The sequence below is a fragment of the Neobacillus kokaensis genome (genome assembly GCF_014656545.1).
GTDB classification, from domain to species: Bacteria; Bacillota; Bacilli; order Bacillales; family Cytobacillaceae; genus Neobacillus; species Neobacillus kokaensis.
Map to the genome: position 1 here is coordinate 1 of NZ_BNDS01000014.1, position 24,914 is coordinate 24,914.

The window sequence follows — 24,914 nt, forward strand, 5'->3', positions numbered from 1 at the left end:
TGGCTTGTGTTCTCTATATTAATAGAAGAAACACGATTAATTATTGTTTGTTGACGTTTTTGTTTGTTTAGTTTTCAAAGAGCAATTTCGCTTCCTTAAGAAGCAACTTTATTACTATATCATGTCGTCCATCAGGTGTCAACACTTAATTGTCAATGATTTTCATTAACATTTGTTAGCCCGTCAGTAACGACTGCTTATTTATAATAGCACCGTAATATAGGAACGTCAACACTTATTTAAATATCTTTTATTTCTGAATACGAGACAGCAAAAGCCAGCCACATAGAATCATTTGCGGCTGGCTTTTTATTATTCTGTAACCTTAACAATTCCTTCTTGCTTTAACTCAACAAGACCTTGTTTTTCAATAACGACCTTTTCGCCCTCTGATAAGTTAGTGAAAATAATAGGTGTTATCGTGGATTTCGCATGTTCCTTAATGTAGGCAATATCGAATTTTAATAACGGCTGCCCTTGTTTAACCTCGGCATTATCTTCTACCAATGTTTCAAAACCTTCACCCTTAAGGTTAACGGTATCAAGACCAACGTGAATCAAAATTTCACGGCCTTCATTAGACAAAATTCCGATAGCGTGTTTTGTTGGGAACAGATTCACGATTTTTCCATCGACCGGAGAAACAACCATTCCCTCCTCTGGTACAATCGCAAATCCATCACCCATCATTTTTTCCGCAAAGACTGGATCTGGCACTTCACTTATCGGTTTAATTTCACCTTTGATTGGAGAAACAAAGCTTTCTCCAGTTTTGCGCTTATTTTGCAATGCTTCTGGATTAACTTCTTCAATTTGCTGTTCAACACCTTTTTCCGGTGCCTTTTCAACAACCCGAGGCTGCTTACCACTCATAATATCTTGCATTTGGCCCTTGATAATTTCTGAACGCGGTCCAAAGATGGCTTGAATATTATTGCCGACTTCAAGTACGCCTGCCGCCCCAAGTTTTTTTAACTCATCTTTATCAACATTTTTAATATCATTAACTGAAACCCGAAGACGTGTGATACATGCATCGAGATGCGCAATGTTTTGCTGTCCTCCCATTGCTTCAAGGATATTGTAGGCAAGATTGCCTGCCCGTCCTTGTGAACCAGTTTCAGTTATTTCTTTATCGTCCGCTTCTTCTCTTCCTGGAGTCTTAAGATTGAACTTTGTAATTGCAAATCGGAAGACAAAATAATAAACAACAGCAAAGCATAGTCCTAATAAAATCGCAATCCACCATGGCTGTTTGCCCGGCAGAATCCCAAACAGGAAGAAGTCAATCGCTCCACCCGAGAAAGTATAGCCTAGATGAACATTAAGAACGGCCATTAGTACAAAGGAAAGACCATCTAATAGTGCATGAATAAAGAATAGTAATGGTGATACAAACATGAATGAAAATTCAATCGGCTCAGTAATACCTGTTAAAAATGAGGTCAATGCGGCCGAGCCAAGCAAACCAGCAACCAGCTTTTTCTTTTCCGGCCGAGCTGTGTGATACATAGCAAGCGCTGCTGCTGGCAAACCGAACATCATGATTGGGAATTCGCCGCCCATGAATTTACCAGCCGTTATTTTTACATTATCCTTTAACTGCGCAAAGAAAATGTTCATATCTCCGTGAATAACTTGACCAGCAGCTGTCTTATAGGAACCAAATTCAAACCAGAACGGCGCATGGAAAATATGGTGCAAACCGAATGGAATGAGTAAACGCTTAATAAAGCCAAAGAAGAACACCGCAATATAGGTTCCGCTTCCTAAAAGCCAGGTTGAAGCACTGTTCATACCATGCTGAATTGGCGGCCAAATAACTAATAGCAAAAGTCCGGCAATAAACGATGCTGCTGCAGTAACAATTGGAACGAAACGTTTTCCTGCAAAGAATCCGAGAAACGACGGCATTTCAATATCATGGAAGCGATTGTAGCAGTAGGCAGCAATCAAACCGACGATAATCCCGCCAAATACCCCAGTTTGCAATGTAGGAATCCCTAAAACAGTGGCATAACTTGGATTTTTAGCAACCATGTCTGCAGTTACACCCATCCAAGAGCTCATAACCTGATTCAACACTAAATATCCAACAATAGCCGCAAGTGCAGCAGCACCATCTCCCGCCAAACCAATCGCCACACCAGCAGCAAAGATCAGCGCCAAGTTACCAAATATGATCCCCCCGGCATCCTCCATAACACCCGCTGTCTGCTGAACCCAATGTGCATCTAAAAATGGCATGAATTCAAGCATGTTTGGCTGCTGGACAGCATTACCTATACCTAACAAAAGACCCGCTGCCGGCAGTAAGGCAACTGGAAGCATCAGTGCTTTACCAATTTTCTGCAGCACGCCGAATGCATTTTTAAACATAATAAAACCTCCAAACAATTTAAATTAAGCCCATTAAACGTTTGCATTTTTAATAAATAAAAACAAAAAAGGCATGAGGAAAAGTCAGATGGAAATAAAGCAATGGGTCTAGTTTCCCCCATAAACTTCATTTCTATCAATACTTCTCACTCATGCCTGATCGAATCAGTAACACGTAAAAAATAAAGACTATTTAATTTTCGTTTGCAGCCGCTGCAGATGCAACGTTAAATAGACTGCTTCTGCATCAAAAACCCGTAATTTCAATGTTTGCTGCATAACTTTAATGAGCTTCCATGCGAGATTATAACACACCGGATATTCCTCTTTCAAGAGGGTTGCTAGTTTTGCCGGTTCTTCCACCCGTTCTCCCTTTTTCACCCGTTCAATCGCAAAACGAAGGTGGCGGACAAGTCTCATATAATCTATGCTGTCTTTATCAATTTCGATAGTCAATTGTTCTTCAATCATACGAACCAGCCTGCCTACAAGCTGTGAATCCTGGTTCACTTCAGATAAGTTTTTATTAGTAGTCGCACTATGAATATGCAGCGCAATAAAGCCAATCTCACCGGTTGGAAGTTCAATGCCGGTCTTTTCTTTCATTAAGGCAACCACTTCTGCCGCTATTTCGTATTCATGCCGGTAAAGCGCCTTTGTTTCAACCAAAAACGGATTAGTGACCTTCATGCCTTGTGATACCCTCGTAAGCGCAAACATTAAATGGTCCGTCAATGCCACATGAATATGTTCATTTAACTGAGAGTGTGTTCGCTGTTTAATCAACTCTATGGCAGATATAATCCCATCGTGATATTCATGATTAATAAAAGGAAGCAATTTAATATAGTTAGCCTGCTCCTTCTCATTTTTTAATACAAACAGCTTCTCAATCTCACTTGTATCAATTGAGTCGCCTCGTTTGCGGTTGAATCCAATTCCCTTTCCAATTAAAACGACTTCTTGAAAGGAAGGATGCTCAGCGATCAGAACGTTATTATTTAACACTTTTTCGATTCGTAGCGTTTCCATACTATTGATGCTCACTCATTTCGCCCATTCTATTAGTACTAAAATGGTATAAAAGACCGGCCCTGAAGTCAACGGCGAAGCCTGTCATAACTCTTATCCATTTTCAATCAAACTTAATCCCTCTAAGGCCAATCACATAGAATAAGATCGTAAATCCAAGCAACGCCAATGTATCTTTTATTAAAACACCAGTATGAAGACTTCCGCTCATAATCTCCTTAAACCCTGACATCGCCCAGCTTTGCGGCACCCCTAAAGCAATTTTTTGCATAACCTCAGGAACAATATCGAGCGGCCAATAAACTCCGCCAAGCATACAGGTGCTGACGATCAAAATAGCATTTAGGGCCATTGCCTGCTGCTTCGTTTGTACAATTCCAGCCACCATAAGCCCGAAGCCAACTACCATTAAAATGACAAGAGAAGCAAACGGCACAAGATAAGACAGCTTCCCCCAGTCCGCACCAAACATAAACTTCATAGCGACTAAAAGCACCGCAAATTGAATCCACCCCATTAAAAAATAAGATGACAGGTAACCTATGATAATTTCAAATTTCCGCGCAGGTGAAATCAACAATCTACTCCAAGTCCCTCCTCGGCGCTCCTCCAAAATTGTTGATGCCGCACCTGATAAACCAAACATCATAAACATAATGGCAAAACCGACTACCATTAAATTAATTTCTACGTGATTAGCAGAGTCATTCTCAATCGTTTGCTTTTCGACTGTTACTCCTTTTTGCTTGGCCACTGCCGCTAAAAAATGCGGAAAAGCCCCAGCTTCAAGTGAATCAGCAGCTTGATAAGAATTGGAAACAAGCCGTGCTGTACCTTGCAAATAGGCAGCTAAAGCCAGATAATCCTGAGATTTCTTCTGAATAATCACATCGAATAAGGCAAGATTTCCCGTTATTCGTTTTTCAATATCCTTTGGTATGACAACAACAGCAAGCACTTTCTCTTCCAAAACATTTTCACGAGCCTTCTTAAGCGCAGCCATCTCCCAATTAAAGTTTTGATCCTTTTTTAATAGCTTGCTAATTTGCTCACTTATCTCATCACTGCCAGCAACAATGTTCACAACCGGTTTATTCCGCTCAGAATTCATTGACATTCCGCCAAAAATCCAGCTGAATACCACAGGCATTACAAACATTAATATAATAGCCCCTGGTGTTTTGAGAAAATTTTTGAAATTTAATGATAGGATTGGAAAAATTCTACGCATATTTTCCTCTCCTTTCAAAAGTCAGACAGATTAATCCAATGGTAAAAAACAGCAGTCCAAGCACAATCGAGCCTGCAATTGCCGGTAGAATATCCATCAATGATGCACCAGACATAAGCTTCAAGTACGTCTGCAGTGCCAGCCCATTAGGTAAGAATTTTGTTAGGGAAACAACCCAATCAGGGAAAATATACAGCGGCACCATACTCCCTCCTAGGGCAGCCATTATCTGAGTGCCAAGCATTCCGCTAACATTAAAACCTTTTTCCGTTTTTATTAAAGCACCTGCAAGCATCCCGAGTCCGCATGCGTTAATAACAAAAGCAAAAGTCATTATGATAACGCCCGAAACCGACGGACCCCAGTCAACCTCAAAAATCAGGTTAGTACCGATTATAATGATCCACATCTGGATTAAACAAAGAATAATCAGACCTAGCATTTTTCCAAATAGATAATGCGGGTAGGTTAAATTCGTCAGCATCAAACGCTGATAAACCGTTTCTTCTTTTTCGCGAATCATCATGGTAATCCCTTGAACAACTGTCATAAGCAAGAACATGACTCCCATTGCTGCAGCATAATACTGAAAGGAACCAACGGGTTTTGTCTTTTTACTTAAAGTAGATTCTGCAATAAGGGTTTTCTCATCAAGGATATCTTTTTGATTAAAAGCAGGTCCCTGCTTGGCCACCAACATTGTTTGAATTGGAATGGTCTGTGCGAACTGCTCAATCACAGTTTGCACGATGATTGGCTTTACTCCAGGGTCTGGAACCGATACCAGCTTCACCTTTGTTTCCTTTCCTGAAAATAAAGACGAAGTGAAATCAGGCTGAATAATAATGCCGACCTCTAATTCATGGTTCTTAATCTTTTTAAGTAAATCTTTTTCTGAGAAAAATTGAATCTCGATTTGGTCTGATAAGCTTTTCCCAAATACTTCTTCCGTTAAAACTTTGCTAAGGACACCTTGGTCTAAATTTGCAGCACCAAGTGTGAATTTCTTAATAACCACTTCCTCTTCCTTCATCATATTGCCAAATGCGGCTCCTAAAATAGCGATTAACAATAAAGGCATTGCAATTAGCGTAATAAACGCTTTTTTATCACGAATAACGAGCAGTAAATCCTTCCATGCCAGCCACAAGAAACTCAAGAGACACCCCCCCCCCTATTAATCCCTTAAATTCCGGCCGGTTAAATGCAAAAACACACTTTCCAGATTCGGCTCGATAATATCAACAGAAGTGATTCTTGCTCCAGTTTCTGTTACGGATGACACTAATTCACCTAAAACCAATTGAGGTTCTTTCTGAAACACAGTCAATTGATTGTCCTGTATTTGAAATTCCTTTTCAGAAAAAGACTTAGCCAGTACCGCAGAGATTTTGTTCGAATGTGCTTTAGCCCCGTCAATCGTTAATTTCATTCTTGAGCGATCCTCAATCTTCTCCCTTAACTCTTTTAGCGTACCGATGGCAATAACCTCACCGTGATCAATAATCCCGATTCGTTCGCAAAGATATTCCACTTCCTCCATGTAATGACTTGTATAAATGATTGTCATTCCTTCTTCATTCAACCTCTTTACGGTCTCTAAAATATGATTTCTTGATTGCGGGTCAATCCCTACTGTAGGTTCATCCATTATGAGAAGCTCAGGATTATGAAGAATGGCCGCCCCGATATTCACGCGCCGCTTCATACCGCCAGAAAAGGTCTCCACTTTATCCTTGGCCCGATCCGTCAACCCGATTATTTCGAGAACTTCATCAACTTTTTTATTCAATTCCATCCCGCTGAGATTATACAATCTGCCCCAAAATTTCAGATTTTCTCGAGCGGACATTTCTTGATAAAGAGCAATTTCCTGTGGAACTACCCCGATCCATTTTTGCGCCTGCTTCGGAGTTTTGACAACATCAATACCCTTAAGAACAATCGACCCTGACGTCGGTTTAAACAAACCGGTAATCATATTGATTGTCGTTGACTTGCCGGCACCATTCGGGCCAAGCAGTCCAAAAGATTCCCCCTTATTTAGGGTAAATGATACACCTTTTACCGCTTCAAACTGACCAAAGCTTTTTCGTAAATCACAAACCGTCATTAAATCCAACCTCGTACACCCCCACTCCATTCTTTCGCCTTTAATCATACATCAACCAATATGAAAAAATAACCATTTTTCCAAATTTTTTCATATATAAAAAAAGAGCTGCCGGGACTAAAGCCCTGACAGCTCTTTTGCAATTTATTGTAAGAAAATAAAATATAAAACAAAGATGACAAAGAAAAAATACATGATTGGGTTGATTTCTTTCACACGACCCTTTACAAGCATGGTAATTGGATAGAATACAAAACCGATCGCAATCCCTGTAGCAATACTATAGGATAACGGCATTGCAATCATCGTTAAGAACGCCGGCACGGCAATTTCAAAACGAGTCCAATCAATTTTCCCTAAATTCGCAACCATCAGCACACCCACAATAATTAAAGCTGGTGCTGTAACTGGAGCGGTAATAACTGATAATAAAGGAAAGAAGAAAAGTGCTAAAATAAAGCATCCTGCTGTTACTAACGAAGCAAATCCTGTTCTCGCACCTGCAGCAACACCAGCTGTTGATTCAACAAAAGATGTTGTTGTAGATGTTCCTAAAACTGCACCTACTGATGAAGCGATAGAGTCAGAAATCAACGCTCTTCCTGCACGTGGGAGCTTGCCGTCTTTCATTAATCCGGCTTGTCCAGCGACAGCAACCAATGTTCCAGCATTATCAAAGAAGTCAACGAACAAGAATGTCAAAATTACTCCAAGCATCGCTGTCGTATAGAACGAGCTGTCACTAAAGGAAGAAAATGCCGCGCCAAAGGTTGGTTCGATACTTGGAACCTTATCGATGATCTTATGAGGTACATCAATTTCTCCAAAAATCATTCCAGCGATAACGGTAATCACCATACCGTAAAACACCGCGCCGCTAATGCCGCGTGTCATCATAATAACTGTAATAACAATACCAAAGATTGCAAGCAACGGTTCAGGCTTTGATAAGTCACCTAATCCAACAAGCGTTGCATCACTATTGACAATGATTTTTGCACTTTGCAATCCAACAAAAGTGATAAACAAGCCAATCCCTGCACCTACAGCATATTTTAAATCAATAGGAATGGCGTTAATAATTTTTTCGCGAAGTCCTGTTAAAGTTAAAACAAAGAAAAATACCCCAGAAATGAATACAGCTCCAAGGGCATGCTGCCATGGAATTCCGCTTCCAAGTACGACGGAAAAAGCAAAGAAGGCATTCAACCCCATACCTGGTGCTAGTGCCAGTGGATATTTACCAATGAGCCCCATGATGATGGACCCTAATGCCGATGCCAAAGCAGTTGCAACAAAGACTGCTCCATGGTCCATTCTTAACGCATCTGGAAAGTCCTTTACAGTCCCAAGTGTTAAGATTAATGGATTAACGACTAAAATATAGGCCATTGCCAAGAAAGTGGTGAATCCGCCGATGATCTCACGACGATAATTCGTACCTAGCTTTTCAAACTCAAAATACTTGTGCATGATCTTTCCTCCTAAATTTTAAAAGCGCAAGCGCCCTGGTCAGCCTCAGGCATAGCATAAGACGAGCCGGCGAGAAGGCTGCTCTTTAGCCTTCTTGACAGATTTTCTTATGTGACCTCGAGAGGCTAGGCGCTGCAGCCAGATTAGTAATAAAAGTTCAAAGACTATTACTTCATTCACAAAACATAAAAAATACTCTGGTGTTTTCTACCAGAGCGTTGACTTTAGGTATGTGTAATTTGCGGAGAAAAGACCCCTTTTATTCACACTTACCTCGTAGTCAAGCCATTTACGGTGACTTGGTAGAAACTTTTGGGCCTTATCCCCAATATTATACGACGTAATTCGACAGTATCTTCTTTTCATCATTATCATACCAGCGTTCTTTTGTTTCGTCAATAAAAAATACGAACGATTTTAATTTTAAAAATTAAATCGTTCGTATTTGTATTTAGGTATTAACTTATTTGAAAAAAAGCCGGATTATTTTATTACTATGGGACAGTTTTTTCTTACTTGCCCTAGTTTTGTCTCATAGAAGCTCTCTATGAGACAGTTTCCTCTCGCTTCCCACCAGTTTTGTCCCAAAGGACTTCCCTATGGGACAGTTCCCTCACTTTTTCAGCTAGTTTTGTCCTATAGAACCTTTCTATGGGACAATTTCCTCTCGCCTCACACTCGTTTTGTCCCATAGGACTTCCCTATGGGACAGTTCTGCCTCGTTTTCCACTCGTCTTGTCCCACAGCACCCTAGCGGACAGGTTCTCCCCGTCTACCTCTGGTTTTGTCCCATAGACCCCAACCTAGTGCAATTTTCCCAATATAAAAAGCCCCAGTCGTTGAACTGGAGCTTACGCTTTTCTTATTCCCACTCAATTGTTGCTGGCGGTTTAGAGGTAATGTCATACACAACACGGTTGATGTGTGGCACTTCGTTGACGATTCGGGTAGAGATGACTTCAAGGACATCCCATGGGATACGCGCCCAATCAGAAGTCATACCGTCGATAGAAGTTACCGCGCGGATTCCAATTGTGTAATCATATGTTCTTGTATCGCCCATTACACCGACACTGCGGATGTCCGGCAGGACGGTAAAGTATTGCCAAATGTCACGGTCAAGACCGGCTTTTTTGATTTCTTCACGTAAAATCCAATCTGATTCGCGGACAATTTCAAGCTTGTCTTCACTAATTGCACCAAGGACACGAATTCCAAGACCTGGACCAGGGAATGGCTGACGCCAAACAATCTCATCCGGAAGACCAAGCTCTGTCCCAAGAGCACGGACTTCATCTTTAAATAACGTATTAAGTGGTTCAATCAACGTAAACTGCATATCTTCAGGAAGCCCGCCTACGTTATGGTGAGACTTAATCGTTTGGGCTGTTGCTGTACCGCTTTCGATAATATCCGTATACAGCGTACCTTGCGCTAAAAAGTCAATGCCTTCAAGCTTCGCTGCTTCATCATCAAATACATAAATGAATTCATTACCAATAATTTTTCGCTTCTTCTCTGGATCAGAAACACCCTCAAGTTTTGATAAGAAGCGATCCTTCGCATCGATCTTGATGACATTCATATGGAATCCGTCCGCGAAAGTCTTCATAACACTTTCCGCTTCATGCTTTCTTAACAAGCCATGATCAACGAACATACATGTCAGCTGGTCGCCAATAGCTTTATGAATCAGCACAGCTACAACTGAAGAGTCAACCCCGCCGCTTAGCGCACAAAGGACTTTTTTATCCCCAACCATTTCACGAATTTTAGCCATTTCCATTTCAATGAAGTTCTCCATAGACCAGTTACCGCTTGCGCCGCACACATTAAAGACAAAGTTCTTCAACAGTTCGTTGCCATAAACAGAATGGCGTACTTCTGGATGGAATTGTACAGCATAAAGCTTGCGAGATTCATCGCTAATCGCTGCAATCGGGCAAGACGGGCTTGTACCCTCAACTGTAAAGCCCGCTGGCGGTTCTACAACAAGGTCGCCATGGCTCATCCATACAACCTGCTCTTTTGGCATATCAGCGAAAAGAGGTGACTCCGTTTGAACTTCCATTGTCGCCTTTCCATATTCGCGATGCTGTGCCTTCTCTACTTTTCCGTTAAAATGAACGGTCATCAATTGCATGCCGTAACAGATTCCCAAGATCGGCAGACCCATTTCAAAAATAGCCTCGTCACAACGGAATGAATTCTCATCATATACACTGTTCGGACCGCCAGAGAAAATAATTCCCTTCGGATTCATTTTGCGGATTTCTTCCGCCGTAATGGTATGTGGATGAAGCTCACTGTATACACCAAATTCGCGGATTCGGCGTGTAATCAGCTGATTATATTGACTTCCAAAGTCTAATACGACAATCATTTCTTGTTTTTCAGACAAAACAGCCACCTCAATCTTTTTATAATTATTTTTAGTTTTTACCACTTTGTAAAAATTAACAACAAAAAAAGCTAGAATTCTTCTCCCAGCAAATATCAGGAAGGCAGAATTCTAGCTCTCTCGTAAAAAAATCGCTTAGTTAAAATCCTGCCTTCATAGTCAGACCATTTACGGCGGTCCGGTAGAGACTCTCAACCCTTATTATTGAGGATATATGAAGGAAAACGTACTTAATTTTTAGTCCATCATATTTTATCAATAGGTTGTTTTTTCGGTCAAGCGATTGTCCTTTTAATTAAATTTTCCCACAATTTGCGAGTCTCCAGCCAGCTTCCTTTTGGAAGATGCTGATGGTACAAATACTCTTCATAACACTTTGTCAAACGCGTCATCTCTCTGGTTGAGAAAAACTGATCGACATATTGAGCATAGTTTCTTAATGTTTGGTTCTCCTTCCGCTTTAAGCCGTAGCGGTCTAATTGATGCAATAAAGTTAAGTAAGCAGTATTAATTGTTTCATCTTTTTGTTTAAAACGATAGCTCAATAATAAAATATATGGGAGCCATTTCCCGCGGGTCCGATATAGAATAGTAATCAATGCGGCAAGTCCGCCAATTGTTAAAGCAATCCATACCCAGTTTGTTTTGAAAAAGATCTTTGTTTTTAACCAAAAAAGTGTGAAATCAAACATTTTCTTTTCGCTAGTCGTCTGCTTTGGCTCATCCAATGGTTTATCCTGCGGCTTTTGCACCGATGCTGGCACAGCAGGCTGCTCATTTGATGTTGCCTCATTAGAACCATAGTTAATTCTAATATCATTCGTAAATCCTCTGGTCGGTTCAAATGGTGTCCAGCCCTGATTTGGAAGAAACACTTCTACCCAGGAATGGGCGTTATTGTTGGTAATTTTGTAAATCCTCATATTATTGTCTTGACTATACTTTAAGAAATCGCCGCCGGTAAACCCTTTGACCCAGCGTGTCGGAATCCCAATCGTCCGCAGCATTACAGCCATTGAAGTGGAGAAATTATCACAATAACCGCGCTTGGTTTCGAATAAGAATTGGTCCACATAATCATCGCCGGGACCTGGCAAGGCAACATTTTTTTGATCATAACTGTATTCGCTTCTGCCAAAATATGCTTCGACAGCCTTTGCCTTGTCAAACCAGCTGCTCTTCCCTGCTGTGATTTCCTCTGTTAATTGTTTGATTCTTTTCGGCAGATTTTCCGGCACCCGGGTATAATTTTTATAAAACGCTCGGTTTATACCATTAGAATTAAAGTCCGTTGTTTTCCTTAAATCTTCTATCTTATATTTTGGGATGACAAAATCCAGTTTGTATTCGACAGTCTGGAAACTTTCAATTTTTTCATTTGTTGTATCCATTCTTAATTGACGGAACCCTGCTTCATAATTGGGTTCAATATTAATGATTCGTTGGAGTCCAGCCGGATAAACAATTAAAGGCTCCTTAGTATGAACGGGATAGATTGTAGCAGTTTCCTTAGTAGTTTCCACTGTATCGGGAATTGAATAAAATGGGACAAGCTCCCCTTCTTGAAAGTCAAACGGTGTAGAACCATATGGAGTCCAGCCTTTTCCTGTATACACATCCTTCGTTTCGACCTTCCAATAATTTTTTCCAGAAGCCTCAGCCATGAAAACGGGATTATTATCGCCAATAAACGGCCCGCCCAGGCGTTCATCATTTGTCCCATAGCCAATTCGGCTTGGACCATTACCAAGGCTATTGCCCGCTCCTTCCTTCGCAGCCTTCAGATACGGGACCGGATCCGGCCAAAAAGGTGCAGCCTTTGGCGAAACTACCCCTACAAGGACACTAAAGCCAATCATACCAGTAAGCGGAATCATCCATTTTTTCATAAAAGCTGGACTGCTCTTGACCTTTTCCCGATTGATAATTCGATAAAACGTCAGCATCCCCATAACCGTAAAGCCAGCAGCCACTGTCCTGACAATGGCAAATTTGGCATCATAGAGGGTAAAAGTATCCAACACAGTAATATAAATCAGCGTCATAAAGAAAAAGATAAAAATTTGCTGCTGTCGTAAGAGCCAATATTGAATTAAATACATCATCAGCCAAAGAAGAATAAATAATAGGAAAGTGCGAAATTCATACGACAAATCATTCCAGTTTCTAGCAAACATTAGTCCCATATTATAAATAAAATCATTGGAAAACGATGTTAGCCAATTAAGCTGAAAAAAGCTCGCTTCATAATAAAAGCGATGGATAAAAAAGAGGATAAACAAAATTTTAATTATAAACTGCCAGATCCATTTTATTTTTAAATAAGACATAGCTAGTGAAACTAGCAGGAATAAAACAAAAACTTCAATATTATCGGTTTCTGTTAATTGCTCTACCGGCCGGAGCCATTCCCATAACAGCAAGAACCCCAGCACATATAAAAGCATTGTTGGAAAATCCCGTTTATTCATCGACCGGCCACCTCCGAAAAGGCTGCTGCAAAATTGCCTTCGTGAACCATCACGATGCGCACACCGCGGGCATTAGCGATAGCGATAAGCCCTCGTTCGTCATCCGAAGGTGATTCTAGTTGATCCTTAAGGAGAAATAGAGTAATGGTGCCCTTTCTTTGCCCAAGAAAGCTCGCTTTTTCGATTAATGTTTTGGATAATTGAGCAGTTACGAGCAGAAAAGATACCGTTTGCTGGATAAAGAAGCCGTCTGTTTCCAATATTTTATCTAGAGAGGAATAACTTTTTGCTTCAATTCTTGCCAGATGATAAAAAAGCTCCTGCAATTGATGTTCCCCGCCTCTAATCGGAAACGAGGCCCTGTCTTTGCTGATGGTTAACAAACCGGTCTGTGCTCCTTTCTTTAACACAGCCCGCAATAATGATGCGGTAAATGATACCACTGTTTCAAAGCGCCGATCAGGAACACAGTCCATCACAACAAAAACATCATGCGATTGGCGCTGCTCAAATTCCTTTGTCATAAATTCATTTCGCTTTGCTGTCGCTTTCCAATTAATCCAGGAGAATCGGTCCCCCGGGCGGTATTCTCTTATCCCGATCGCCATTGAGGTATCACGCTGAACCCTTTCCCGTGAAGCCGTTAACCCTTGATCATATTGATTTTCAAATGGACGGTAAAGCATCTCGGTATAGGCTGGATAGACAATAATTCTTCCGTCTGATGCAAACCCCTTTTCTTTTTCAAACAGTCCTAGCGGATCGCCTGTTCTTACAGTAAACGTATGGAAAAAGTGCTCCCCGCGCGGCAATTCCTTCAGGATATACTCATAGGAAAATTCTTTTTTAAATCCAGGAAACAACAATGCCTTTGCGCTTTTTTGCTGCTGTGTATAGGCAAGTGAGTCGTTTAATTGGTCTTCAATCAATAAATAAAATAACGGAAATGCCCTTGATCGTTTAATGGTGACCGTAACCTTTAACTGCTCGCCAGCATTGTAATCCATTTTCGGCAAAGCTCTTGTTATTTCAAACTCTCCAAGCGGGTAAAAGGATAACCCCACAGAGTAAATGGCGAACGGGAGAAAGCTGTAAAATAAAAACCAGCTGACAAATCCCCCTTGAAACATCGCATAAGAAAAGGTGAGAAGAATCAGAAATAACAGCAAAACAAACTTCCACGCCTTTTTGATTAAAAGCATTAGTTTCTTTCTCATTACTTCACGAACCTTTGAACCGGTACTGGTACACGGGCAACAATCCGACTAATAACTTCCTCAGCGGAGATTCCTTCAAATTTTGCTTCCGATTTTAAAATAATCCGGTGGGGCAGTACAAATGTCGCCAAATATTGTATATCATCCGGGACCACATAATCGCGGTCATATATGAAGGCATAAGCCTGCGCTGCTTTCATTAAAGCAATTGAACCCCGTGGACTTGCTCCAAGGTAGACACTTTCATGGCCGCGTGTACGGTTAACGATATCCACAATATAGCGCTTGATCGTATCATCGACATATACATCTTTGATTTCTTCCTGCAATATTCTTAGTCCATCAAGGTCAATGACCGGATACAGGTCTTCGATTGGTGGAATCCTTTGAGCCCGATTTAATACCTCCATTTCCTCGTGAAGGTCCGGATAACCCATTTTCATTTTTAATAAAAAGCGGTCTAATTGGGCTTCAGGCAGCGGATATGTTCCTTCATATTCAATGGGGTTTTGCGTCGCCATGACAAAAAACGGTTTTTGCAGTTTATGGGTGACGCCGTCGATAGTGACACTCGCCTCCTCCATTCCTTCTAACAGCGCTGATTGTGTCTTTGGCGATGTCCGGTTAATTTCATCAGCCAGGATAATATTGCCCATTAACGGTCCTGGTCGAAATTGGAATTCCATTTCACTTGGGTTATAAATTGAAACACCTGTCACATCGGATGGGAGCAGGTCGGGAGTGAACTGAATACGGCGAAAACTGGCATTCACGGATTTTGCCAAAGCACGGACCATCATCGTTTTCCCGACACCAGGTACGTCCTCAAGGAGTACATGCCCCCCTGCCAGCAAAGCCACAAGGCTAAGCTCTGCTACATCTCTTTTCCCGATCATTACTTTTTCAATGTTAGCGAGAATTTTATCTATAGTAGGATTTATTTGTTCTTTTACCAATGGGGACTCCTCCTTGATGGAGATATCGATTTTTTTGCATCCTTGTATGTATTCGATATATTTTTGTAAAATTCCTGTAAAAAAGACAGGAGAATTCCAAAAATGTGGCTTTGGAGGACGGAGAGCGGCGTCTTGCTTGGGACTTGGATAAGCATTTTTACCATGGATTAAATTTAAAACCACTTTGGGTAAAGTCTGTTGGGGATTCTTACCAAAGGACCCGGTTCAAGCATATCATTAGGCAAAATCAAGGCTTCATTTTTACCGCAAACACCCTTCTCGACTTCTCTCAGGGCAAAATTAAGACTCTTTTTTACCGCAAACACCCTTCTCGACTTCTCTCAGGGCAAAATTAAGACTCCTTTTTTACCGCCAGCACCCTTTTCGACTTCTCTCCGGGCAAAATCAAGGCTTCATTTTTACCGCAAACACCCTTCTCGACTTCTCTCCGGGCAAAATTAATACTCCTTTTTTACCGCCAGCACCCTTCTCGGCTTCTCTTCGGGCAAAATCAAGTCTCCTTTTTTACCGCAAGCCCCCTTCCTGAACTCCTTCCGGGCAAAATCCAGACTTCATTTTTACCGCCAGCACCATTTTCGACTCCTCCTTGGGGAAATGGAACCTCTGGAATACTCAACCTCGTTACTACTCACCCGAGAAAACACTTTTCCAAAAAGCAAACCCCCGGTAAAGTTGTACCGGGGGTCCTTCTGACCAATTAACGAATAACTGGCAGCAATATATGCGATGGATAAGTTTCATCATGGAAAATCGTTTGCCGGGCAATTCTAGAATCACGATCTGCCACGACCGTTCCTCCAGTATTAAGATTGACATCAAAACGCGGGAAATTGCTTGATGAAATCTCTACTCTGATTTGATGTCCAGGCAAAAAGACGTTACTAGTTGCCCATAAATCAATCTCATAAGCTTGTACTTTATTTGCAATAGAATCATAACAATCACTGGCTCGAACAATACCATCCGTTAGAATAAACGCCGTTCCGTCCGGAAGAACATCCACTAATTTTGCCGTAAAATCCGTGTCGACGCCATCCGTTTTTGCATAAAGCATCACTTTTATTGGACCAGATACCTCCAGCTTTTCTTCTAACACAGGGCTTGTGTAAACAAGGACATCCTCCCGTTCCTCCACATGCCTTTGATCAACAGGACCGACCAATGAGCCAGTATGCAGCAGTGTCCCGCCGCCTGTTGTTGGAACAGGGCTTTTCGGATCGTAAATAAACAAGTCTGAAGGTTCTCTTTTTGGCAATTTACTCGAAAGTACTCCGCTGCCGAATCTGGTATTTGCATCCCCTTCACTATGGAAATAATAAGGAACGTATGAGGTATTGGCTAACGGCCACGTCTCCTCTTCACGCCACTTATTTTCCCCCATCACAAACACCTTTACTGGCTTCTCAGACAATATCCCTGTATCAATCCCCTTTAACCAGTGGTCAAACCAACGAAGATGAAGATTGGTTAAATCCTCTCTATAATTCAGCCAGTTTTCAGATGCATGTAAGCCGAAGCGCCGTTCACCGATAGAAAAACCAAAGTCTCCATGGGCCCACGGGCCGATCATTAGCATTTGTGTCTGATCACTGCACTGATTCAGCTTGATAAAATTAGAAATGGAAGGCCCGGTAAAACAGTCATACCAGCCAGCAATATGATAAGCAGGCACCTTAATATTCTTTAACTTTTCATCAGTCAGTGAAACCTGCTCCCATGCATTGCTTTCTGGCCCCCACTCTGCCATTTCGAAAAAGTAGTCTAAGATTCCGAGTTTCTTAAGCGGCGGCCACTCCTTTAATGGAGCAGCCTTATACCATTCTTCAATGCTATCAATATAACCCGCTAGTTCTCTCATCTTTTCTTCATATACTTTGGAATCAGCAGCTGTACGTTTCAGCTCATCCCCAGCAATCGATTCTAGTGCCCATGTGATATTTAATCCTAATTCATTGACTCCTTTTCGGAAAAAACCGCCCTCTCTTAAATCGCTTAACGTTTGAGCTGGAAAAATCGCTTTTAAATGCGGAGGGTTTTCTGCAGCCGCAAGTAATTGCGTATAACCATAATAAGATAACCCGAACATGCCGACATTTCCATCACTATATGGCAGACCAGCGGCCCACTCGACCGTATCAAAGCCGTCCTGACCCTCAAATTTAAACGGGAAAAATTCTCCTTCGGAAGCATAGCGGCCCCTGACATCCTGGATAATCACTATATAACCCTTTGCTGCCAACCGATTGGTGTCCAGATACCGGTGCGAATAAAAGCGTTCGTTTTTATTATAAGGCAGCCGTGTGAGTAAAACGGGATATTGGTTCCCGTCATTCGGTCTATAGACATCCGCGAACAAAACGGTGCCATCTCTTAACTCACAAGGAACATTTTTTTCTAATAAAATCTCCACTTTCTGTCTTCCCCTTTAGGAATTAATATCGTTGATTAACGGCTTTTGTACCAGTACTCTGCTAGTAACTACGCTGACAAGCAGCATAATAAACGTGTTAATCGTGATGGCAACGACCCCGATATCAAGATCTTGGATAAGATGAGGTGCTGATGGGAATAAACTTGCCATCGTTTGATTGGTAATCGTGAAATAGGCAACCAAGGCAACACCCACAACCATTCCAACAGAAGCGCCGGCTTTCGTAATAGGATTTTTCTTCATTAAACTGAAAGCAAGCGGCGGGAACAGCTGAAGGACAAAGCTGTAAGCCATGGTCAATAGCGTTAACATCGTATTACCGCCGAAAAAGGTAAAATACAAAGATACTAATGATAGAATGGGAACAAAAATTTTCGTTAATTGAGCAAGCTTTTTATCTGATGTTTCGGGTTTAACCGCTTTATAAATATTTTTTGATAAAATCGTAGCGGCCGTTAGAACTAGTAAGGAACATGGAACCAGTGCAGCCAATAGTCCGGCTGAGCCAATAACACCGATAAACCAAGGCGGCAGAACTTGTTTTGAGATTTGGAATAAAGCTAGATCGGAAGCCGCACCTTCTAGATTCGGCACCTGCAAGACTGCTGTAAAACCAATAAATAATATAAATACAAGAATGATTTGGTATAAAGGCAGAACAGCGGTATTTTTCCGTAATGCTGTTTCACTCTTTGAAGATAGGCTCGCACCGAAACAATGCGGCCACATATACTGACCTAATGCGATTGTTAAACAAATAGAAACATACCATGAAATACTCAAGCCTTTGTCAGGAAGCAGCAGGAATCCCGGTTTCGCCTGATCTAATGCTTCAAACATCGGCTGAACGCCCCCATAATAATGGAAAGGCAAATAGGTTCCTAAAAACAAGATAACAACCAGCATTAAGATATCCTTTAACACAGCTGTCCATGCGGAACCATGGATGCCGGAAACATAAACAAAAACAGTTACAATAATCATTCCAACCCAAACAGCAATCGTCGGTGGAATCATGCCATAGGAAGCTTCCGATACAATAATCTGAAATCCTTTTAATTGGAGAACAATATACGGAATGATGGAAATAACCCCAATTACTGCCACAAGCAGTCCCAATGGTTTACTATCGTACTTTTTAGCAAAGAAATCTGATTGCGTTAGTAAATTATGTTTTTTCGCATAGCGCCAAATTGGCGGTAAAATCCAGAAAGGAATAATATAGGTCAGGGCACAGAAAATATAAATTGTAGGTCCGCCCATCCGATAGGCAGCACCGCTAGCACCTAAGAAGACAAAGGTTGAGAACATTTCACCAGCCATTAACACAAACATGATCAGCGAGCCGAAGTTCCGTTCCGCGACAGCCCACTGCTCAAGCTTCATTTCCTGCCCTTTACGTGCACGAAGTCCAAGGAAAATTGATAAAGCCATCGTTAATCCAATAATAAGAATAGAGCTGTTCATTGCTGTTTTTCCTCCCGCTTATCATAAATGGCATTACAAATAAATAGGCAAACCGAAGTTAAAATCAGCCATGCTGTAGACCAGAAAACAATAAACGGAAGGCCAAATATATAGGGTTCTATCTTATTAATGACGGTTAATGAACCAATAGCAGGAATAATAGTTAGCAGTGCAATCCATTTTTTCATTAATCAAATTCCTTTCATTTGAAATGTCATAATGTAACCGTTTTTAAAAACGAATTGGTTACATTGTCTTAGAAGCCTTATGTTAATATTTTCAATAATCAGATAATTATGCGGATATTTTAAGAATTGCCCCCCCAAAAAAGGAGGGGGATGTAAAGAAAATCCTGTTACTACTTTATTGTGCCTTTTTTTCTGGAAGTGGAGCTGTTCGTACTAATTTACTTCCTGATTTAGGTGTTTGAGTAATTTCTTCCTTTAGACCTTTAAAAGTGGTGTAGCACATGACAATCATTAAGATAGCGAGCGGCACGGCTGTTGCCACAAGCGCTGACTGCAAACCAGATAACCCGCCAGTCATAATTAAAACAACAGAAATTGCCGCAATGACAACACCCCAGATAATTTTCGTCAAATGTGTTGGGTTTGGATTCCCATTTTCACTAATCATCCCTAGAACGAATACTGCCGAGTTTGCCGATGTAATGAAGAACACCAGTACAAGAACCATTGCTAATATACTTAAAAAGGTGCTCATTGGGAAGTAATCGAAAAACTTAAATAATGCAGACGTAACATCAGTAGAAACAGCAGTTGCCAACGCCTTTTCACCCATATTTTGAATTAGATGAATCGCTGATCCTCCCATAACAGAGAACCAGAAGAACGAACCAAGCACTGGAATGAAGACAGCCCCAAACATAAATTCTTTAATCGTACGCCCTTTGGAAATTCTCGCTACAAAGCTTCCAACCAGCGGTGCCCAGGCAATCCACCAGCCGAAATAGAACAACGTCCAGCTTGAAATCCATTTGCCGTCGTTATATGGCTCTGTACGGAACGACATACCGATAAAGTTTTGTACGTAATCGCCGACCCCTTGGAAAAAGATTTTAAAAATAGTTTGTGTCGGGCCTAAGAATAGAACGAATCCTAAAAGTGCAAAAGCTAGGAACATATTAAGATTTGAAAGATGCTTCATAGCTCCTTGAAGACCAGAAACGGTAGATGCAACATAGATAAAGGTAACAACAATGATAATCAATGCCTGAATATTAATATTGACTGGCACTCCCCACAAGTAATTCACACCACTGTTCACTTGCAGAGTTCCAAAACCCAGTGAAGTAGCAATCCCAATTACGATAGAAAGGATGACAATGATATCAATTACCTTACCGAAAGTACCTCTGATTTTATCGCCAACTAACGGATAAAAGACGGAGCTCAAAGAGGCCGGGAGTTTTTTACGAAACTGAAAGAATGCCAGCGACACGCCTACAAGTGCATAGCATGCCCAAGCGGATACTCCCCAGTGTAAAAACACAAATTGCATCGCAAGCTTAGCCGACTGTTCGGATTCAGCTTGGCCAAATGGAGGATCTACATAATAAGAAACAGGTTCTGCCACACCCCAGAAGACAAGGCTGATACCAATTGAAGCACTAAACAGCATGCCAATCCACGTACCTGTTTTATATTCTGGGCGGTCATCATCATCCCCAAGACGAATATGGCCGAACTTTGACATTCCAATATACATACAGAAAGCAAAGAATAAAAATACACTGCCAAGAATAAACCAGCCTAAATTGTTATAAATAAAACTAAGAGAAGAGTTCGAGAAGCTTTCCAGGCTTTTTGGAGCAAATACCCCTATACTGATTAACACTAAGCTTAATGCTAAGGAAACATAAAATACAGCTTTCTTACTGCTCATCCAATCACTCCTTTTTCTGTAAATTTGCATGGCTGGAGCTTTTCCAACATGTAAGCGATTTCCATAGATTGTATAAAAAGTAGATAAATGTTAATTTTCTGAAAAAGAGAGATAACAGCAGCATATGAAACATCCCCCATTTCATATGCTGCTAAGTTATCTACTATTCTATCACCGCAGATGGTACTAGTAAGCTGACAATACTTGCCACTCGGTCACCAACCTCAGATGTAGAAGCTGTACCCTTCATATCAGGCGTTAACACTTTACCTTCTAAAAGCAGCTCCTCAACGGCATCAAGAACAAGCTTGCCATACTGCTCATAACCTAAGAAGTCCAACAGCTGGCTCGCTGACCAGATTGTTGCCAACGGGTTAGCCAATCCTTTTCCAGCAATATCCGGCGCGGAGCCATGGATTGGTTCAAACATCGACGGGAATGTTCTTTCCGGATTAATGTTCGCACCTGCTGCAAGCCCTATCCCTCCAGCTAGGGCCGCTCCCAAGTCCGTTAGTATATCACCAAATAAATTGGATGTCACAACGACTTCGAATCTTTTCGGATCGGTAATCATTAACATCGCTGCTGCATCGACTAGATAAGAAGCAGTTTTCACATCTGGATATTCAGCTGCAACTTCCTCAAATACTTGATCCCAGAACACCATCGAATAATTTAAGGCATTTCCCTTACTGATGCTTGTAAGTGATTTCCCTTCTTTTCTAGCCGTCTCAAACGCATAGCGGATAACACGCTCTGTTCCTTTGCGAGAAAAAACTCCTGTTTGCAGGACAACCTCATTTTCCTGGCCCTTGAATAACCAATCCCCGGCACCAGCATATTCACCCTCGCTGTTTTCGCGGATAAACAGCATGTCGACATCTTCGCGTTTCACGTCTTTTAATGGACATGGAGCACCTTTGATTAACTTAATCGGGCGGATATTGATGTACTGATCAAAGCCTTTTCTAATTTTTAATAATAAATCCCATAAAGAAATATGGTCAGGAACGCCTGGGAATCCGACAGCGCCTAGAAAAATCGCATCAAAGTCTTTTAATTTCTCAATCCCGTCTTCATCCATCATCACACCATGCTTCGCATAATACTCACAGCCCCATGGAAAGTAGGTGTATTCAAATTGAAGCGAACCGTCAAGTTCTGAGATTTTGTTTAAAACTTTGATTCCCTCTTCAAGTACCTCAGGACCAATTCCGTCCCCGGCAATGACCGCAATTTTATATGTGCTCATCCTATTCGCCTCTGTTCCAAACAACTAATTTCAATTCCGTCATTTCTTCAACTGCATATTTAATTCCTTCGCGGCCTGTTCCACTCTCTTTAACCCCGCCATACGGCATATGGTCAACACGGAATGTTGGAATGTCATTAATCATAACAGCGCCAACTTCAAGTACCTCACTTGCAAGCAAGGCTTTATCTACATTCTTCGTATAAACTCCTGCCTGTAAACCGTAGCGAGAATCATTCACGTATTCGATTGCTTCTTCAACAGAGCTTATTTTATTCACAATTACTACCGGAGCAAAAACTTCTTGGCAGGAAATCTTCTGCTGTGGATCAACATTTGTAATGATCGTTGGCTCAAGTACTCCATCAGCTGTTAATTTTCCACCGGTTACTACTACTGCGCCATTTTGTTTCGCTTCTTCAATCCAGCCTAACGCACGTTCTGTTTCCTTTTTCGAAATTAACGCAGAAATAAAGGTTTCAGGATCTAACGGGTCACCGATTTTTAATTCTTTTGCTTTCGCAGCAAATTTTTCTACAAACTCTTCGTACACATCTTCATGAGCATAAACGCGCTGCAGGGAAATACATACCTGACCTTGGTTAGAGAATGCCCCCATTACATGGCGGTCTACAACTTGGTCAACATTTGTATCTTTATCAAGGATAACGGCTGCATTTGAGCCAAGCTCTAAAGTCGTTTTCTTTAGGCCGGCTTTATTGCGAATCGCAATTCCAACCGCCGGGCTGCCAGTGAAGGTAATCATCGCCACACGATGGTCACGAATGATTTCTTCCCCAACTACAGAACCTGAACCTGTTACAACGTTTAACACGCCATCAGGAAGACCTGCTTCTTTAAATAGTTCAGCAATATATAGTGCAGTTAATGGTGTTTGTGATGCTGGTTTTAATACGATCGAGTTACCGGAAGCAACCGCTGGTCCAACCTTATGAGCTACTAGATTCATAGGGAAGTTAAACGGCGTAATCGCTCCAATCACCCCAATTGGCTTACGGGTTGTATAACCCATTCTTCCTACACCGCCAGGAGATGCATCAAATGGAATGGTTTCACCATGAATTCTTTTTGCTTCCTCTGCAGCGAATTTGTAAGTCTCAATCGTTCTTGAAACCTCACCTTTTGCAAATACAATCGGCTTTGCGGATTCTCTGGAAATAACTTCTGCTGCTTCTTCTAATCTTTCTTCTAATAGCTTTGCTACTTTTTCTAAAATAGCAGACCGCTTATAAGCAGGCATTTTAGAAATCACTTTAAATCCTGCTTCAGCTGCTTTGATCGCATCCTGAGTCAGCTTTTCATCTGCCATTGCAATCTCAGCAATTTTTTCTCCTGAATAAGGAGAGTAAAGAGGGGCGTATTCAGCCGCCTCTACATCACCGCCATTAATAAATAAATGCTTTTTAACTGCTGCTTCTACTTTTGTCATCGTCCTAACGCCTCCAATACCATTTCGTGAAATTGTACAATTGCCTTTTCAGATGAAGAGTAAACCCCTTGGTTAAATGCACGTGAACGGAAGCCAATTTGCTCTAGTTCAACTAACTCAACATCTTCTGCCCTTACTTGTTCTGCAAATGTTACTAAGTCTTGTTCTTCTTGACTTAAGTTCTCATCTCTGAAGTAGTATGTGTAAACCCCTAACGTTGTTTCGTGGTCAATCGGAACCATTTGAATTGTTGCCATATTGGCTGGTCCTGGATAAATCGTTACCATTAGATTTGGCCATAACCAGTAGAACTCTCCGCCTTGGAATTCAGCTTCATTTAAGTCAGTTGTCCCCATTTTTCTATCCGGCTTAACAACAGAAGCCTGAACAGAATAGTTTTGGCACGTAACAATTTGATAGTTTTTCATATCTAATGTTGCAATAAAGCTTGGGTGAGCTACGTGGCAGTGGTCACACTCTAAATAGTTGTCAATAAACGCTTTCCAGTTTGCTTTAATTACACGAGTTTTTTGGTTAATTCTCTTAAGCTCGCCTAAGAATGGAAACTTTGCTAAACGATCGAAGAAATCTCCATACACTTCAGCTAATGGTGCGGCATTATCATCGAGATTAACGAAAATAAGTCCCTCACCTATTTCCATTCTTACAGAACGTAAACAGCGGTCGCTGACACAATGAGCATCTTCACCAGAGAAGTTTGGAGCCTTGTTTAATTGTCCATCTAAATGGAATGTCCAGCCATGGTATCCGCAGGCAAAGATTTTCTTTGTTCCAGCTTCAGCTTTTTCTAACTTCGTAGCACGGTGCGGACAAACATTGTAGAATGCACGAATTACTTCATCTTTTCCGCGTGTAACAAGGATTGGTTCCCCAGCAACATCACACGTAAAGAATTGGCCCGCTTTTTCAACTTGGCTTACATGGCCCACTAGCTGCCATGATTTAGCAAACACATCATTCAATTCTTGCTGATATACCTTTGGATCTGTGTATAGATCATACGTTAAAGATCTTTCAAATGTTTTTTCTGCCTTGTTTATTACCGGATTATAAGTTGCCATGGTAATTTTCCTCTCCTTGAATCTATTTTTTAA

17 protein-coding genes and 2 riboswitches are annotated in these 24,914 nt (G+C 41.3%); all 17 genes read right to left on the bottom strand.

Going from position 1 to position 24,914, the window contains the following annotated elements:
- Positions 1-312: 312 nt before the first annotated feature.
- On the bottom strand, positions 313-2,379 hold the full coding sequence (gene ptsG, locus IE222_RS15830) for a glucose-specific PTS transporter subunit IIBC (protein WP_191274455.1): 2,067 nt from the start codon (positions 2,377-2,379) through the stop codon (positions 313-315).
- A 189-nt stretch (positions 2,380-2,568) separates the two neighbouring features.
- Entirely contained in the window at positions 2,569-3,411 is an 843-nt protein-coding gene (gene glcT / locus IE222_RS15835) for a glucose PTS transporter transcription antiterminator GlcT (protein ID WP_191274608.1), read from the bottom strand.
- A gap of 103 nt (positions 3,412-3,514) precedes the next feature.
- Complete coding sequence (locus IE222_RS15840; protein ID WP_191274457.1) at positions 3,515-4,642, bottom strand: ABC transporter permease; 1,128 nt, start codon at positions 4,640-4,642, stop codon at positions 3,515-3,517.
- Positions 4,635-5,801, bottom strand: a complete 1,167-nt coding sequence (locus tag IE222_RS15845; RefSeq protein WP_191274459.1) for an ABC transporter permease — start codon at positions 5,799-5,801, stop codon at positions 4,635-4,637. The genes IE222_RS15840 and IE222_RS15845 overlap by 8 nt, the downstream gene beginning before the upstream one ends.
- A gap of 18 nt (positions 5,802-5,819) precedes the next feature.
- The gene (locus tag IE222_RS15850) at positions 5,820-6,755 is read right to left on the bottom strand and encodes an ABC transporter ATP-binding protein (RefSeq protein WP_223282747.1); all 936 of its coding nucleotides are present in this window, start codon (positions 6,753-6,755) and stop codon (positions 5,820-5,822) included.
- A 144-nt stretch (positions 6,756-6,899) separates the two neighbouring features.
- Positions 6,900-8,228, bottom strand: a complete 1,329-nt coding sequence (locus IE222_RS15855; protein WP_191274461.1) for an NCS2 family permease — start codon at positions 8,226-8,228, stop codon at positions 6,900-6,902.
- A 257-nt stretch (positions 8,229-8,485) separates the two neighbouring features.
- Positions 8,486-8,587, bottom strand: a riboswitch (purine riboswitch).
- Between the two features lie 503 nt (positions 8,588-9,090).
- Positions 9,091-10,611 carry a glutamine-hydrolyzing GMP synthase gene (gene guaA / locus IE222_RS15860; protein ID WP_191274611.1) on the bottom strand — a complete coding sequence of 507 codons (1,521 nt, stop codon included), beginning with the start codon at positions 10,609-10,611 and terminating at the stop codon, positions 9,091-9,093.
- Between the two features lie 154 nt (positions 10,612-10,765).
- Positions 10,766-10,867, bottom strand: a riboswitch (purine riboswitch).
- A 37-nt stretch (positions 10,868-10,904) separates the two neighbouring features.
- Positions 10,905-13,100, bottom strand: coding sequence for a DUF4129 domain-containing transglutaminase family protein (locus tag IE222_RS15865; protein ID WP_191274463.1), 2,196 nt, complete (start codon positions 13,098-13,100; stop codon positions 10,905-10,907).
- Positions 13,097-14,317, bottom strand: coding sequence for a DUF58 domain-containing protein (locus tag IE222_RS15870; protein WP_191274465.1), 1,221 nt, complete (start codon positions 14,315-14,317; stop codon positions 13,097-13,099). Before IE222_RS15870 ends, IE222_RS15865 begins: the two co-directional genes overlap by 4 nt.
- The gene (locus tag IE222_RS15875; protein WP_191274467.1) at positions 14,317-15,273 is read right to left on the bottom strand and encodes an AAA family ATPase; all 957 of its coding nucleotides are present in this window, start codon (positions 15,271-15,273) and stop codon (positions 14,317-14,319) included. Before IE222_RS15875 ends, IE222_RS15870 begins: the two co-directional genes overlap by 1 nt.
- Before the next feature lie 718 nt (positions 15,274-15,991).
- Positions 15,992-17,704, bottom strand: a complete 1,713-nt coding sequence (locus IE222_RS15880; RefSeq protein WP_191274469.1) for a CocE/NonD family hydrolase — start codon at positions 17,702-17,704, stop codon at positions 15,992-15,994.
- Between the two features lie 15 nt (positions 17,705-17,719).
- Positions 17,720-19,192: a sodium:solute symporter family protein gene (locus IE222_RS15885; RefSeq protein WP_191274471.1), complete on the bottom strand. Its 1,473-nt coding sequence runs from the start codon at positions 19,190-19,192 to the stop codon at positions 17,720-17,722.
- Positions 19,189-19,380 (bottom strand): DUF3311 domain-containing protein, encoded by a 192-nt coding sequence (locus IE222_RS15890; RefSeq protein ID WP_191274472.1) that lies wholly within the window; start codon positions 19,378-19,380, stop codon positions 19,189-19,191. Before IE222_RS15890 ends, IE222_RS15885 begins: the two co-directional genes overlap by 4 nt.
- 175 nt (positions 19,381-19,555) lie before the next feature.
- Positions 19,556-21,097 (bottom strand): BCCT family transporter, encoded by a 1,542-nt coding sequence (locus IE222_RS15895; RefSeq protein WP_191274474.1) that lies wholly within the window; start codon positions 21,095-21,097, stop codon positions 19,556-19,558.
- A gap of 163 nt (positions 21,098-21,260) precedes the next feature.
- The gene (locus IE222_RS15900; RefSeq protein WP_191274476.1) at positions 21,261-22,349 is read right to left on the bottom strand and encodes a tartrate dehydrogenase; all 1,089 of its coding nucleotides are present in this window, start codon (positions 22,347-22,349) and stop codon (positions 21,261-21,263) included.
- Position 22,350: 1 nt separating this feature from the next.
- Positions 22,351-23,799 carry an aldehyde dehydrogenase family protein gene (locus tag IE222_RS15905; protein ID WP_191274478.1) on the bottom strand — a complete coding sequence of 483 codons (1,449 nt, stop codon included), beginning with the start codon at positions 23,797-23,799 and terminating at the stop codon, positions 22,351-22,353.
- Positions 23,796-24,881: an aromatic ring-hydroxylating oxygenase subunit alpha gene (locus IE222_RS15910; protein WP_191274479.1), complete on the bottom strand. Its 1,086-nt coding sequence runs from the start codon at positions 24,879-24,881 to the stop codon at positions 23,796-23,798. Before IE222_RS15910 ends, IE222_RS15905 begins: the two co-directional genes overlap by 4 nt.
- Positions 24,882-24,914 lie beyond the last annotated feature (33 nt).

Excerpts from the sequence above, each read along its gene's own strand:
- ptsG (WP_191274455.1), bottom strand. The coding sequence starts at position 2,379 with ATGTTTAAAAATGCATTCGGCGTGCTGCAGAAAATTGGTAAAGCACTG.
- IE222_RS15885 (WP_191274471.1), bottom strand. The coding sequence starts at position 19,192 with ATGAACAGCTCTATTCTTATTATTGGATTAACGATGGCTTTATCAATT.
- IE222_RS15910 (WP_191274479.1), bottom strand. The coding sequence starts at position 24,881 with ATGGCAACTTATAATCCGGTAATAAACAAGGCAGAAAAAACATTTGAA.
- IE222_RS15850 (WP_223282747.1), bottom strand. The coding sequence starts at position 6,755 with ATGACGGTTTGTGATTTACGAAAAAGCTTTGGTCAGTTTGAAGCGGTA.
- IE222_RS15865 (WP_191274463.1), bottom strand. The coding sequence starts at position 13,100 with ATGAATAAACGGGATTTTCCAACAATGCTTTTATATGTGCTGGGGTTC.
- IE222_RS15895 (WP_191274474.1), bottom strand. The coding sequence starts at position 21,097 with ATGAGCAGTAAGAAAGCTGTATTTTATGTTTCCTTAGCATTAAGCTTA.
- IE222_RS15855 (WP_191274461.1), bottom strand. The coding sequence starts at position 8,228 with ATGCACAAGTATTTTGAGTTTGAAAAGCTAGGTACGAATTATCGTCGT.
- IE222_RS15905 (WP_191274478.1), bottom strand. The coding sequence starts at position 23,799 with ATGACAAAAGTAGAAGCAGCAGTTAAAAAGCATTTATTTATTAATGGC.
- IE222_RS15900 (WP_191274476.1), bottom strand. The coding sequence starts at position 22,349 with ATGAGCACATATAAAATTGCGGTCATTGCCGGGGACGGAATTGGTCCT.
- glcT (WP_191274608.1), bottom strand. The coding sequence starts at position 3,411 with ATGGAAACGCTACGAATCGAAAAAGTGTTAAATAATAACGTTCTGATC.
- guaA (WP_191274611.1), bottom strand. The coding sequence starts at position 10,611 with ATGATTGTCGTATTAGACTTTGGAAGTCAATATAATCAGCTGATTACA.
- IE222_RS15840 (WP_191274457.1), bottom strand. The coding sequence starts at position 4,642 with ATGCGTAGAATTTTTCCAATCCTATCATTAAATTTCAAAAATTTTCTC.
- IE222_RS15870 (WP_191274465.1), bottom strand. The coding sequence starts at position 14,317 with ATGAGAAAGAAACTAATGCTTTTAATCAAAAAGGCGTGGAAGTTTGTT.
- IE222_RS15890 (WP_191274472.1), bottom strand. The coding sequence starts at position 19,380 with ATGAAAAAATGGATTGCACTGCTAACTATTATTCCTGCTATTGGTTCA.